We start from the raw sequence: 12,527 nt of genomic DNA on the forward strand, positions 1-12,527 counted from the left end.
CGCCCGCATCGGGCGACGGGGTTTGGAAAATGTCATTTCTGCGGCTGGACAACGTCTCGAAGAACTACGGCGACCTGCGCGTCGTTTCCGATCTGAACCTGACTGTGGAAAAAGGGGAATTCGTCTCGCTGCTGGGCCCATCGGGCTGCGGCAAGACCACCACCTTGCAGATGATTGCCGGCTTTGCGGAAGTGACGCAGGGCGTCATCACGCTGGACGGGCGCGACATCACGCGCGCCAAGCCCAATACGCGCGGGCTGGGCATCGTGTTCCAAAGCTATGCGCTGTTCCCGCACCTGACCGTGACCGACAACGTGGCCTTCGGCCTGAAGATGCGCAAGGTCGAGCGCGCCGAACGCCAGGAGCGCGTGCGCGAAGCGCTGGCGCTGGTGAAGCTGGACAAGCATGCCGACCGCTATCCGCGCGAGCTTTCGGGCGGCCAGCGGCAACGCGTGGCGCTGGCCCGCGCGCTGGTCATCCGCCCGCCCGTGCTGCTGCTGGACGAGCCCCTGTCCAACCTGGACGCCAAGCTGCGCGAAGACATGCAGTTTGAACTGCGCGGCATCCAGAAGAAGATCGGCACGACCACCGTCATGGTCACGCACGACCAGGCCGAAGCCTTGTCCATCAGCGATCGCGTGGTGGTCATGCAGGATGGCCGCGCCACCCAGGTCGACGCCCCATTCCGCATGTACGAACATCCGCAAAGCGAATTCATTTCGCGTTTTGTGGGCAAGACCAACCTGCTGCCCGGCCGCGTCACCCGCTGCGGCGAGCAAGCTGAAATCGAGACCGGCGCCTTGCGCGTGCTGGTCGACGGTGAAGGCTTGCGCCACGGCGACAACGTGCAGTTGTCGCTGCGCCCGGAAAAACTGGTGCCCGTGCCTCCGGGCCAGGGCAAGCTGGCCTGTGTGGTCAGCACGCGCTACTTCCTGGGCAGCCAGTGGATGTACGACCTGGATTCGCCGGTGGGCACGCTGACCGTCCTGACTCCGAACGACGGCCGCCGCCCGCATGATGATGGCGAGGCCATCGGGCTGGATTGGGCCGAGGGCGTGTTGCGCGTGCTGCGCGCCCCGGCCGCCTCGACTGCGCAAGAGGCCGCCTGACATGGCAACGCTGACTCACGCCACGGCCGGCCCCAAGCCCCGCAACGATGGCCTGCTTGCCATCCTGGGTTCCATCCCGCTGACCCTCGTTTTCCTGACCCTGGTGCTGACGCCGCTGGCGCTGACCCTGGTGCTGTCCTTCCGTCCGTTCGACTACAGCGCGGGCATCTTGCCGGGCCATACCTTCGAACATTATCTGGCGGTGGTCACCGACAGCTACTTCATCGAAATCTTCTGGCGCACCTTCTGGATCGCCGGCGTGACCACGCTGATCTGCGTGCTGATCGGCGCGCCCGAAGCCTACATCCTGTCGCGCATGGGCAAGCCCTGGCGCTCCATCTTCCTCTTGGTGGTGCTGTCGCCGCTATTGATCTCGCTGGTGGTGCGCGCCTTTGGCTGGAGCATGCTGCTGGGCCCGCACGGTGTCGTCGGGCGCGCGGCCGACGCGCTGGGGATCGGGCCGCTGCTGTACACACCCACCGCCGTCATCATTGGCTTGGTGCACGTGATGCTGCCCTTCATGGTGATCCCCGTTTGGACCTCGCTGCAAAAACTGGATCCCACTGTTGAGCACGCCGCGCTGTCCTTGAACGCCTCGCGCTTTCAGACGCTGACGCGCATCGTGCTGCCGCAGGCCATGCCGGGCATTCTGTCCGGCAGCCTGATCGTGTTCGGCCTGTCGGCAAGCTCATTCGCCATTCCCGCCTTGCTGGGCGGACGCCGCCTGAAGATGGTGGCCACCGTGGTGTACGACGAGTTCCTGACCGAGCTGAACTGGCCGCTGGGCGCGGCCATCGCCATCATCCTGCTGGTGGTCAACGTTGTGATCATGATGGCCTACAACCGCGTCGTTGAACGCTCTTACCGCCGCAGCCTGGGCTAAGGCGCCAAGGAACCAACATGCAGAAAAATGGCCCCTTCGCGCTCGCGTTCAACTTCCTGGTGGTGGTGTTCGTGCTGGCGCCGCTAGCCATCGTGTGCCTGGTGGCGTTCACGCCGGAATCGACGCTGACGGTGCCCACCACCAGCTTCTCACTGCGCTGGTTCCGCGCGGTGTTCGAGCACCCCAACTTCATGCAGGCATTCCAGAACAGCCTGTGGCTGGCCTTTCTGTCGGCCACCATTGCCGTCTGCCTGGCCGTGCCCGCCGCCATCGCCATCACGCGCTACCGCTTTCCGGGGCGCGACGTGTTGAACGGCTTGTTCCTGTCGCCCCTGATGATTCCGCATCTGGTGCTGGGCGTGGCGCTGCTGCGCTTTTTCGCGCTGATGGGCATGGCGGGCAGCTTTCCGTGGCTGGTGGCCGCGCACGTCGTCGTCATCACGCCGTATGTGATGCGGCTGGTGATCGGCGCGCTGGTCGGTTTTGACCGCTCGATTGAACACGCCGCCCTGTCGCTGGGCGCCAGCCGCGCCACCGTGTTCTTTCAGATGACCTTGCCGCTCATCATTCCCGGCGTGTCGGGCGGCTGGCTGCTGGCCTTTATCAACAGCTTCGATGAACTGACGATGTCGGTGTTCATCACCGCGCCATCCACCATCACTCTGCCCGTGCGCATGTACATGTACGCCACCGAATCCATCGACCCGATGATGGCGGCCGTGTCCGCGCTGGTCATCGTGCTGACCGCCGTCACCATGCTGCTGCTGGACCGCGTGTATGGCCTGGACCGCGTGCTGGTGGGGCAGAAATGAAACCCTTGCCGATGGCGAATAGAGAGGCGCCGGCATCATGGCAATACTGAAACGCCTGGCCGAAACCGCCCGGCCCGCCGTGCCCTTCACGCTGGACGGGCAAGCCTGCCAGGCCTTGGCGGGGGACACCGTGTTGACCGCTGTGCTGACGCAGGCCGAGCGCCTGCGACATTCCGAATTCAGCGGTGCGCCGCGCGCCGGCTTCTGCATGATGGGCGCCTGCCAGGACTGCTGGATGCAGTTGGAAGACGGCTCGCGCCTGCGCGCATGTTCCACCTTCATCGAACCCGGCATGCGCCTGCAAAGCGCGCCCCTGCCGCCCACCGCCGTGCCCGGCACCTTGGCGGTGGCCGCCTGGCCCGAGGACGACATCGCATGAGTATCGTGATGCCCGTTATCGTCGGCGCCGGTCCTGCCGGCGTGCGCGCCGCCCAGGCGCTGGTGGCCCAGGGCCTGCGGCCCGTCATCCTGGATGAAGCCCCACGCGCCGGCGGCCAGATCTATCGCCAGCCGCCACCGGGGTTCCAACGCGACAAGCCCGCGCTGTATGGCTTCGAACATCGCAAGGCCGATGCCGTGCACCGCGCCATGAACGCCTTGCTGCCGCAGGTGGACTACCGCCCCGGCAGCCTGGTGTGGAACGTGGAAGGCAAGACGCTGGACGTGCTGCAAGACGGCGTCAGCACCGCCGTTCCGTATACGCATCTGATCCTGGCCACGGGTGCCACCGACCGCGTGCTGCCCTTCCCCGGTTGGCTGACACCCGGCGTCTACACCTTGGGCGGATCGCAAGTGGCCTTGAAGTTCCAGGGCTGCGCCATTGGGTCGCGCGTGGTGTTCATGGGCACCGGGCCGCTGCTGTACCTGGTGGCCTACCAATACGCTCGCGCCGGTGCGCAGGTGGCGGCGGTGCTGGACACCTCGCGCTTTGCCGATCGCCTGGCGGCCTTGCCCGGCATGCTGCGCGCGCCGGGCCTCTTGGCCAAGGGGCTGTACTACATGGCGTGGCTGCGCGCGCATGGCGTGCCGCTGCGTAGCGGCGTGCGGCCGGTGGCCGTGCAAGGTCAGGCGCGCGTCACGGGCCTGAGCTACCGCCAAGGCGGCCGCGAACATAGCGTGGAATGCGATGCGCTGGCCTATGGCCTGGCCCTGCGTTCCGAAACCCAGTTGGCCAGCCTGGTCGGCTGTGAATTCGAATTCAACGCGCGCGACCGTAACTGGACGCCTCGGCGTGACACAGCCGGACGCGGCAGCGTGCCGGGCGTCTACGTGGCCGGCGACGGCGCGGCAATCGGCGGTGCGGACGCCGCTGAACTGGCGGGTGAGCGCGCGGCGCTGGCGTTGCTGGAAGACATCGGGCAGCCGGCCGATGCCCCGCGCGCGCAGTTGCTCGAAAGCCGCCTTGCCGCCAACAGCCGCATCCGAACGGCGCTGGAACGCGCCTTTCCATTTCCAGAGGATTGGGCGGCAAGCATTGCCGATGACACCGTCATCTGCCGTTGCGAAGAGGTCACTGCCGGCACGGTACGGCGTGCGGTCCACGACACGGCGGCACAAGAGATGAACCGCTTGAAGGCGCTGACGCGCGTGGGCATGGGCCGCTGCCAAGGTCGCATGTGCGGCGCGGCGGCGGCCGAAGTGCTGGCGCAAGCCTGTGGCCGTACACCCGCCGAAGTCGGGCGCTTGCGCAACCAGCCGCCGGTCAAGCCCGTGCCGGTGCGCGTGGTGTGCCTGGAGCGCCAGGAAAAGGTGTCGGCATGACGCAGCGTATCGACACCGAAGTCGCCATCATCGGCGGCGGCATCGTGGGCGGCAGCGCTGCGCTGTTCCTGCGCCGCGCGGGCCTGCCCGTCGTGCTGTTGGAATCCGCGCTGTGCGGCGCGCGCGCAAGCGGCGTGAACTACGGCGGCGTGCGCCGCCAGGGGCGCGGCCTGGAACAGATGCCCCTGACGCGGCGCGCGCATGAACTGTGGGGTCAGTTGCCCGCGCTGATTGGCATCGACGGCGAATACGTGCGCTCCGGCCATTTGAAACTGGCGGCGTCCGATGCCGACATGGCGCTGCTTGAAACGTATCGCGACCGCACGCGCGGCTTCGGGATGAACCTGCGGCTGCTTGGCCGCCACGAGCTTGCCGACCGCTTCGGCTGGCTAGGGCAGGACGTGGTGGGCGGATCGCTCTGCCCGGAAGACGGCCACGCCAACCCCAGGCTGGTGTCACCCGCCTTCGCGCGCGCCGCCGCTGCGCTGGGGGCCGACGTACGCGAAGGCGTGCGCGTCACCACCGCTGAACATCACGGCTCGCGCTTCATCGTGCGCGCCGAAGGGCTGGAAGTGCGCTCGCGCTACCTGCTGAATTGCGCGGGCGCCTGGGCCGGACAGTTCGCCGAAAGCTTTGGCGAAGCCGTGCCCGAAACTGCTATCCATCCCTTGATGATGGTGACCGAACCGCTGCCCGTCTTCATGGACGTCAGCCTGGGCGTGCAAGGCGGCGGCATCTATGCACGCCAGGTGGCGCGCGGCAATTGCGTGATCGGCGGCGGGCGCGGCGTGTCATCCGGCGCCGACTACGCGCGGCCCGGTCGCGCCGGCCTGGGCTCGCTGATGGCCAAGGCCATCAAGCTACTGCCGGTGCTGCGCGGCGCGCAGGTCATCCGTTTCTGGACCGGCGTGGAAGGCAATATGCCCGACCACAATCCGGTGCTGGGACCCAGCGCCACCACGCCCGGCCTGTTTCACGCATTCGGCTTGTCTGGCGCCGGTTTTCAGATTGGCCCCGCCGTGGGCGAAGTGCTGTCCGAGCTGGTCGTGCGCGGACAGTCCTCCATTCCTATCGATGCCTTTCGCATCGAACGATACGCGGTGGCCGCTCACGGCGCCGTGGCTCGGCCTGAACCTGTTCGTGAGCAAACGCTGGAGTCACCATGATGGATAAGAAACAGGGCGCATCGCGCCTGAACAAGGGGAAGCGGCTGTTGGGCGCGGCGATGTTGATGATGCTGTCGGCAGGCGCGATGGCGGATCAGAAGACGCTGTACGTCGGCATGAACGGCGGCGACATGGAACGCGCCTTCACGCAGTACGTGTTCCCCCCTTTTGAAAAAGCCAACAACGTGAAGATCGTCGTGGTGCCCGGCACCTCGACCGATGTGCTGGCCAAGGCGCAAGCCTACAAGGACAACCCGCAGATGCACGTCATGTTCCTGGACGACGGCATCATGGCGCGCGCCATTTCAATGGGCCTGTGCCAACAGCTTAACGACGACCCCGTCCTGAAAGAGCTCTACCCCACCGCCGTGATGAAGGACCGCATGGCGGCCGGCATCGACATCGGCATGACCGGCCTGGGCTACAACACCAAGATGTTCGCCGACAAGGGCTGGGCGCCGCCCACGTCCTGGATGGATCTGGCAGACCCCAAGTACAAGGGCAAGGTGGTGTTCCAGTCCGCCTCCAGCAGTACCTTTGGCCTGCATGGCTTCCTGATGTTCAACCGCATCCAGGGCGGCGACGACAAGAACTACGAACCCGGCTTCAAGAAATGGCCCGACACCATCGGCCCCAACGTGCTGGAATACATCCCCAACTCGGCCAAGCTTGCCGAGATGATCCAGTCCAACGAAGCCGCCATCTTCCCGCTGACACCCACCGCCATCGCGCGCCTGAAGAAGCGCGAGATTCCCGTGGAATACGCGCAGCCCAAGGAAGGCTCGGTGATCCTGATGGTGGGGGAATGCGTCATCGCCAAGAACAGCGAGCCCGAACTGTCGCAAAAGCTGGCGCTGTACCTGTTGTCCGCCAGCGCGCAAGCCAAGGCGCTGGAAATGGGCGGCCACTTCCCGTCGAACAAAAACGTGAAAGCACCGGCTGACACCGTCGACACGCTCAAGCGCTTTCAGGGCTACATGGAAAACGCCAAGATCCTGGATTGGGACGAAGTGAACAAGGCGCGCCCCGCCTTCAACGCCCGCTGGAACCGCACCGTCGAACGTTGATAAGATCGTGCGGCGCGGCGCCTGTGGATAAACCGCCGGCGCCGCGCGCAACCCGACGGGGCGACACGCATGATGCGCCAGAGGCGTCTGATGTGTTCGATGCATTCGATGTCTTCGGCAAAAGGAAAACGACCCATGCGGCTCATCATCAACTCCGGCGGTCCCCAGGCAATCGACGCCTGGCGTGCGCAGTTCCACACTTTCGCGCCCGACCTGGACGTGGTGGGCTGGCATGAAGACGTCGACCCCGCCAGCGTGGACTACGCGCTGGTCTGGGCGCCCGACCCCGGCCGCCTGGCTACCTTTCCCAACCTGAAACTGATCATCAGCGCCGGCGCCGGCGTCGACCACATCCTGGCCGACCCGCAACTGCCGCGCCACCTGCGCATCGCGCGCATGGTCACCCCTCGCACCCAGACCGAAATGGCCGAGTTCGTGCTGACGTCTGCGTTGATGCTGACGCGCGATATCAAGCGCGTTGTGGATAACCAGGCGCGCCGACATTGGGAGCTTTTCGATTCCCTGCGCGTGGCCGCCGATGTGCGCGTGGGCATCATGGGCCTGGGGCATCTGGGCGTGGCGGCGGCGCAATTGTTGTCGCGCGTGGGCTTTCAAGTCAGCGGCTGGTCACGCGGGGCCAGCAAGCTGGAAGGTTTGCCGTCCTATGCGGGGCAGGAGCAGTTTGGCGAGTTCCTGGGCAATACCGATTTGTTGGTCTGTTTGTTGCCGGCGACCGAGGCGACGAAGGGCATATTGAACACCACCACCTTGTCGCAATTGCCGCGCGGCGCCAGCCTGATCAATGCGGGGCGGGGGGCGCACATGGTGGAGAAAGATGTGATTGCCGCATTGGATAGCGGTCAGTTGCACCAGGCGGTGTTGGATGTGTTTGAAGCCGAGCCGTTGCCGGTGGAGTCGGCGTTGTGGTCGCATCCGGGGGTGATTATTACGCCGCATTGCGCGGCGATTCCCGACCGCAAGGAACGCGCCCGTCATACGTCGTGGTTGATTGCGGCCAATGAACGTGGGGAAGCGTTGCCGAATATTTATGATCCGGGGCGTGGGTATTGAGGGGGTGAGATGATGGGTTACGCGCGTTTGACGTTGTCGCCCTTGCGCAGACCCGGACGCGCTTCACCCATCCTACGATGTACGAGTCAGTCCAAGCATTGGCACATCGCATCAGTCCAAAGAATGGCACATTGCGTAAGCCCCAAAAGGCCGCCTGCGCGGCCGGCCTGGGGCGGGCCCTGCAAGATCTTTCAAGCCACCGACATCGTGCGCAAAAATGCCAAGCACGCGGGTCTCCCCTGCTGACGCCAGATTGCCGCAATTCGAGCATGGTGGGGTGGTGGCTGGTGGGGGGCGGGGAGTCGATGCGCCCGAGGGAATCCGAAGGCAGCCGCCGCAGGCGGCAACGAGATTCTATGGTTTGGGTCAACCCATAACCGGCCGCAATTTCCCAGGATCGAAGGACTGACCAGTGCGCCAGACCCCGTAGGCGATGCGCAAGAGTTTGCGCGCAATCACCACCAAGGCTGCCGTCGAAGCCAGGCCGCGTGCCCGGAGCATGGCGTAGTAATCCTTGAAGTAAATCGAACGCGCTGCCGAACTGGCCGCGTTGTAGAGCAAGGTCCTGGCTGCCTTGTCTCCCTGTTTGCTCAAGCGCCGCCGGCCCGTTTTTCTACCGGACTCGTTCGGCCTGGGGTCCAGCCCACAGAAGGCCACCGCTGCATCGCTGCTGGCGAAGTGGACCCGGTTGAACAAGGTCGTCAGGGCCGCGCCATTGATCGGGCCGATGCCGCAGATGCTAGTCAGCAGGCCGTAGGTCTTGGCCCACTCACTGTCGGCCTTGATCGTGGCGATCAACTCCCGCTCAAGCTGTTCGGCCCACAAGTTCAGGCTTGCCAGGGCCTTCTTCTGATGGCTGCTGGCGCAACCATGGCGCTGCGCGGACAGCCTCAACGACGTGCCTACGCGCACCACCGTTGACCGAAGCGCCTGGAGCGACTTGGCCTGTTGCAGCTCTGGCGATATTGGCTCATAACGGTGTAGTTTTGTACGCCGCTGTGCGATGTACTGCGCAATAACCTCGGCATCCAGACGATCGGTCTTGCCCCGGTTGCCCAACGAGATGGCGTAATGATGCACATGGGTAGGGTTCAGGACGTAAACCTCAAATCCCTGGTCGTGCGCCGTGCGGGCCAACAACTCCTGGTAGCCCCCAGTCGCCTCCATCGCGATCACGCTGCCGGCGGGCAAACGCTTGAGCCAACCGACGATACTGGAACGATTGTTGGGCAGCACGCCCGCCACAATCCTTCCTTCATGACCGGCAACTTGCAGCTCAAACTTACCGACATCGACCCCAATAAAACAGCCTGATGTTTGCATGATTGCTCTCCCTGCGATACGTTAAGTCCGCTGGGGTAGCCTCGCCTCGGGCGTTACCTTGCGATCAATCGGCGGTCCTGGCCGCTAGATTCCTTATCGACGCTGTGAGGCGGGGTGGGATGCTCTCGTTGTGGCAGTCCGGCGCCTACCGGCTGATGGATGACGACGTCCCATACCCCAGCGCCCTCCCCACTGCAGAGGGCGCACCTACACCATACAAGGATGACAAGGGGGCAGTCCGGAGCGAAGGCTCCGGACCGCAATCGTTGACCCGCTCCCCACCAGCCGCCGCCCCGCCGTGCGCCACCAGAACGCGCCCCGCCGAGCGTCCCAAGACGCCACCATCCCCCCGTCAAAAATCCCCGCACCCCTCCCAAAAAAACCGCAAAATCCGCAAATCCACCAAAGCTACATTGCCCTCCAAGGAGCAAGCATGAAGCCCGAAACCCGAACCCTGTACACCGAACGCCTGGACCCTGTCCTGCGTTGGCTTGCCGCCCACCCTGACGCCGACCCCGATCTGCACCAGCTGGCCGACCTGGCTTGCCTGTCGCCGTATCACTTTCACCGGGTCTACCGCGCCATGATCGGCGAAACGGTCAACGCCACCGTCCAGCGCCTCCGCATGCATCGTGCCGCGGCGGCATTGGCGGATTCGCAGGCCTCGCTCAGGGATGTTGCACAACGCGCCGGCTACGACTCCGACGCTGCGTTCAACCGGGCCTTCGGTGCTTTATTCGGCATCCCGCCGGGCCGGTATCGCGCCGCGCGCTCCCTACCCCTAGCCTCCCAGGAGATTGCCATGTACCCCATCGTCATCGAAAACTTTCCCGGCGCCACCTTGGCCGTCCTGCCCCACCAAGGCAGCTACCAAGACATCGGACCCGTCTTCACCCGCGCCTTCCTGCTTGCCTTGGGCCGTGGCATTGCCAACCCCGAGTCCACCGGCTTCGGCATCTACTTTGACGATCCCGAACAAGTGCCAGCCAGCCAACTGCGTTCCCTGGCCGGCATGGTCGTCCAACCCGACGCCGACCTCGGCGACGAACTCGAACGCTTCGACATCCCCGCCACCCGCTGCGCCATCCTCACCTACACCGGCCCCTACAACGAAATGGCCAAGCCCTACCAATGGATGTTCTCGGAATGGCTGCCCGCCAGCGGCTTGGTTCCCGCCGACATCCCCATGTTCGAGCAATACCTCAACGACCCTCGCACCACCCCGCCCGCCCAGCTGCAAACCCGCATCTGCCTGCCGCTGAAATAGCACCCCACGCTACCCCAGCACGCCCGCCAGGTACTGCCTGAGCCAGGCGTGCGCGGGGTCGTCCTGATAGCGCTCGTGCCAGTACAGCGACACCGCAATCGGCGGCAAGGTCAGCGGCACCTTCTGCGTCACGATGCGCGCCGCGCCCGCCATCGCCCGTGCAATGCTTGCCGGCATCGTCGCAATCAGATCCGACCCTTCCACAATGAACGGGCAAACCAGATAACTGGACAGCGTCGCCACGATCTTGCGGCTGCGATTCTGCCCCAACAGGATGCGGTCAATCGCCGTACTGAAATAGCGCGTATGCGCCGCCAGATCCAGATGGCCATAGCGCAGGTACGCATCCAGATTCCAACGCTTGCGCAAACACGGATGGCCTTCCCGCACGATGCACACCGCAGGCTCTTGATACAAGAACCGCGTGCGCAGATCCGGCGCCGGGTCCGGGAAATAGCCCGCAATCAACTCCACATGATTCGTGTCCAGCATGCTCAAGCCATGCTGCGGCCGCGCCGGCACGATCTGCAACTGGAAATGCGGCGCATCCACCGCCAGGCGCGGAATCAGCTTCGGCAGCAAGGTGTATTGAACATAGTCCGTCGCATACAGCGACAGCGTGCGTGACGAATGCGCCGGGTCGAATGCATCGCGCGTGCGCGTTGCGCGATGCCAGCTTTCCAGCAAAGGCTTGAAGTTCTGATGCAGCTCCATCGCGCGCGGCGTCGGCTGCCACGTGCCGCCCTCGCGCACCAACAAGGGGTCGCCAAACAAATGACGCAGCCGGTTCATCGCCGCGCTCATCGCAGGCTGGCTGATGTTCAGCGTCTCGGCCGCGCGCGACACGTTGCGGCACGCCATCAAGGCGTCGAAATGCATCAGCAGATTCAAGTCCGGATTTTTCACGGCCGCGCACCTATAAATGGCATCTATACAAATATAAACCTGTAGGACTGCTGTCATCGAAGTCAGAAGCCTAGGATGGCCCTGTTGTTGCAGCGAACCAGGACCGGACACGCATGATCCGGCCACCACGAAGTTCTATCAACAAGGGGAAACCAAGCCATGAACCAAGGGCTGATACGCAGTTGCTTCCGCATTGCCGCCGGGGTCGCGTTGTTTGCCGCCGCCGGCACCGCCACCGCCGCGTGGCCGGACAAGGTGATCCGCATCGTCGTGCCGTTTGCCGCGGGTGGGTCCACCGACCTCATCGCTCGAAAGATCGCCGAGGGACTGGGCCAGCGCCTGTCCGCCAACGTCATCGTCGAAAACCGGCCCGGCGCCGGCGGCACCGTGGGCACCGAATACGTGGCCCGCCAACCGGCCGACGGCTACACCATGCTGATGGGTTCGGTCAGCACGCACGGTAGTGCCCCGTGCATCTATTCCAAGCTGCCCTACGACGCCGTCAAGGACTTCACGCCACTGACCGTGGTGGCCACCATTCCCAACGTGATGTCGGTGAACCAATCGGTGCCCGCCAACAGCTTGAAGGAGTTCGTGGCGCTGCTGAAAAAAGAACCCGAAAAATACTCCTTCGCCTCCAACGGCCAGGGCACGTCCAACCACCTGGCGGCCGAACTGTTCAAGTCCACCGCGGGCGTCTCCATGGTGCACGTGCCGTATCGCGGCTCAGGCCCCGCGCTCATCGATCTGGTGGGCGGCCAGGTCAACATGATGATGGACGTGGTGATGACGTCATACCCCTACATCAAGGACGGCAAGATCAAGGCGCTGGCCGTGACCTCGCCCGAACGCTCGTCGCTGTTGCCCGATGTGCCCACCGTCGCGGAATCCGGCTACCCCGGCTACGAGGCCATGGTGTGGTTCGGCATGCTGGCCCCCGCCAACATGCCCGAGCCGCTGCGCCAGCAGCTCACCGACGGCCTGGTGCAGACCCTGCACGCACCCGCCATGAAGACGTATCTGGAACAACAGGGCGCGCAGGTGTCCGACGTGGCGGGGCCCGCCTTCGGCGCAATGATCAAAAGCGAGATCAGCAAATGGTGCGGGGTGGTCAAGCAAGCCGGCATCCGCCTGGACTGATCTGACCTGGCTGCACACCTTC

General features: G+C 64.7%; 12 protein-coding genes. 10 read left to right on the plus strand and 2 right to left on the minus strand.

Annotation, left to right across the window (positions count from 1 at the left end; genetic code table 11):
- Positions 1–29: 29 nt before the first annotated feature.
- From ELS24_RS00085 to ELS24_RS00120, 8 genes are all read left to right on the plus strand, one after another.
- The gene (locus ELS24_RS00085) at positions 30–1,109 is read left to right on the plus strand and encodes an ABC transporter ATP-binding protein (RefSeq protein ID WP_127183039.1); all 1,080 of its coding nucleotides are present in this window, start codon (positions 30–32) and stop codon (positions 1,107–1,109) included.
- Between the two features lies 1 nt (position 1,110).
- Complete coding sequence (locus ELS24_RS00090) at positions 1,111–1,992, plus strand: ABC transporter permease (RefSeq protein WP_127183040.1); 882 nt, start codon at positions 1,111–1,113, stop codon at positions 1,990–1,992.
- A gap of 17 nt (positions 1,993–2,009) precedes the next feature.
- Positions 2,010–2,804 (plus strand): ABC transporter permease, encoded by a 795-nt coding sequence (locus ELS24_RS00095; protein WP_050447385.1) that lies wholly within the window; start codon positions 2,010–2,012, stop codon positions 2,802–2,804.
- Between the two features lie 37 nt (positions 2,805–2,841).
- Entirely contained in the window at positions 2,842–3,183 is a 342-nt protein-coding gene (locus ELS24_RS00100; RefSeq protein ID WP_050447386.1) for a (2Fe-2S)-binding protein, read from the plus strand.
- On the plus strand, positions 3,180–4,565 hold the full coding sequence (locus ELS24_RS00105) for an NAD(P)/FAD-dependent oxidoreductase (protein ID WP_127183041.1): 1,386 nt from the start codon (positions 3,180–3,182) through the stop codon (positions 4,563–4,565). The genes ELS24_RS00100 and ELS24_RS00105 overlap by 4 nt, the downstream gene beginning before the upstream one ends.
- The gene (locus ELS24_RS00110; protein ID WP_127183042.1) at positions 4,562–5,731 is read left to right on the plus strand and encodes an NAD(P)/FAD-dependent oxidoreductase; all 1,170 of its coding nucleotides are present in this window, start codon (positions 4,562–4,564) and stop codon (positions 5,729–5,731) included. Before ELS24_RS00105 ends, ELS24_RS00110 begins: the two co-directional genes overlap by 4 nt.
- Complete coding sequence (locus ELS24_RS00115; protein ID WP_164741193.1) at positions 5,728–6,798, plus strand: ABC transporter substrate-binding protein; 1,071 nt, start codon at positions 5,728–5,730, stop codon at positions 6,796–6,798. Before ELS24_RS00110 ends, ELS24_RS00115 begins: the two co-directional genes overlap by 4 nt.
- A 135-nt stretch (positions 6,799–6,933) precedes the next feature.
- Positions 6,934–7,869: a 2-hydroxyacid dehydrogenase gene (locus tag ELS24_RS00120; RefSeq protein ID WP_127183043.1), complete on the plus strand. Its 936-nt coding sequence runs from the start codon at positions 6,934–6,936 to the stop codon at positions 7,867–7,869.
- A gap of 366 nt (positions 7,870–8,235) precedes the next feature.
- Here the strand turns inward: ELS24_RS00120 and ELS24_RS00125 are convergent, their stop codons facing one another.
- Positions 8,236–9,192, minus strand: coding sequence for an IS110 family transposase (locus ELS24_RS00125; protein WP_127183044.1), 957 nt, complete (start codon positions 9,190–9,192; stop codon positions 8,236–8,238).
- Positions 9,193–9,625: 433 nt separating this feature from the next.
- On the opposite strand from ELS24_RS00125, the gene ELS24_RS00130 reads away from it, so the two are divergent.
- Positions 9,626–10,459, plus strand: coding sequence for an AraC family transcriptional regulator (locus ELS24_RS00130; protein ID WP_127183045.1), 834 nt, complete (start codon positions 9,626–9,628; stop codon positions 10,457–10,459).
- 9 nt (positions 10,460–10,468) lie between these two features.
- Here ELS24_RS00130 and ELS24_RS00135 read toward each other — a convergent pair whose 3' ends face one another.
- Positions 10,469–11,365 (minus strand): LysR family transcriptional regulator, encoded by an 897-nt coding sequence (locus ELS24_RS00135; RefSeq protein WP_230695745.1) that lies wholly within the window; start codon positions 11,363–11,365, stop codon positions 10,469–10,471.
- 159 nt (positions 11,366–11,524) lie between these two features.
- Between ELS24_RS00135 and ELS24_RS00140 the strand changes: the two genes are divergently transcribed.
- The gene (locus ELS24_RS00140; RefSeq protein WP_127183046.1) at positions 11,525–12,505 is read left to right on the plus strand and encodes a Bug family tripartite tricarboxylate transporter substrate binding protein; all 981 of its coding nucleotides are present in this window, start codon (positions 11,525–11,527) and stop codon (positions 12,503–12,505) included.
- Positions 12,506–12,527: the final 22 nt, after the last annotated feature.

The sequence above is a fragment of the Achromobacter spanius genome (assembly GCF_003994415.1).
Taxonomy (GTDB): Bacteria; Pseudomonadota; Gammaproteobacteria; order Burkholderiales; family Burkholderiaceae_B; genus Achromobacter; species Achromobacter spanius_C.

Coding starts and splice junctions, on each gene's coding strand:
- ELS24_RS00085 (WP_127183039.1), top strand. CDS start 30: ATGTCATTTCTGCGGCTGGACAACGTCTCGAAGAACTACGGCGACCTG.
- ELS24_RS00090 (WP_127183040.1), top strand. CDS start 1,111: ATGGCAACGCTGACTCACGCCACGGCCGGCCCCAAGCCCCGCAACGAT.
- ELS24_RS00095 (WP_050447385.1), top strand. CDS start 2,010: ATGCAGAAAAATGGCCCCTTCGCGCTCGCGTTCAACTTCCTGGTGGTG.
- ELS24_RS00100 (WP_050447386.1), top strand. CDS start 2,842: ATGGCAATACTGAAACGCCTGGCCGAAACCGCCCGGCCCGCCGTGCCC.
- ELS24_RS00105 (WP_127183041.1), top strand. CDS start 3,180: ATGAGTATCGTGATGCCCGTTATCGTCGGCGCCGGTCCTGCCGGCGTG.
- ELS24_RS00110 (WP_127183042.1), top strand. CDS start 4,562: ATGACGCAGCGTATCGACACCGAAGTCGCCATCATCGGCGGCGGCATC.
- ELS24_RS00115 (WP_164741193.1), top strand. CDS start 5,728: ATGATGGATAAGAAACAGGGCGCATCGCGCCTGAACAAGGGGAAGCGG.
- ELS24_RS00120 (WP_127183043.1), top strand. CDS start 6,934: ATGCGGCTCATCATCAACTCCGGCGGTCCCCAGGCAATCGACGCCTGG.
- ELS24_RS00125 (WP_127183044.1), bottom strand. CDS start 9,192: ATGCAAACATCAGGCTGTTTTATTGGGGTCGATGTCGGTAAGTTTGAG.
- ELS24_RS00130 (WP_127183045.1), top strand. CDS start 9,626: ATGAAGCCCGAAACCCGAACCCTGTACACCGAACGCCTGGACCCTGTC.
- ELS24_RS00140 (WP_127183046.1), top strand. CDS start 11,525: ATGAACCAAGGGCTGATACGCAGTTGCTTCCGCATTGCCGCCGGGGTC.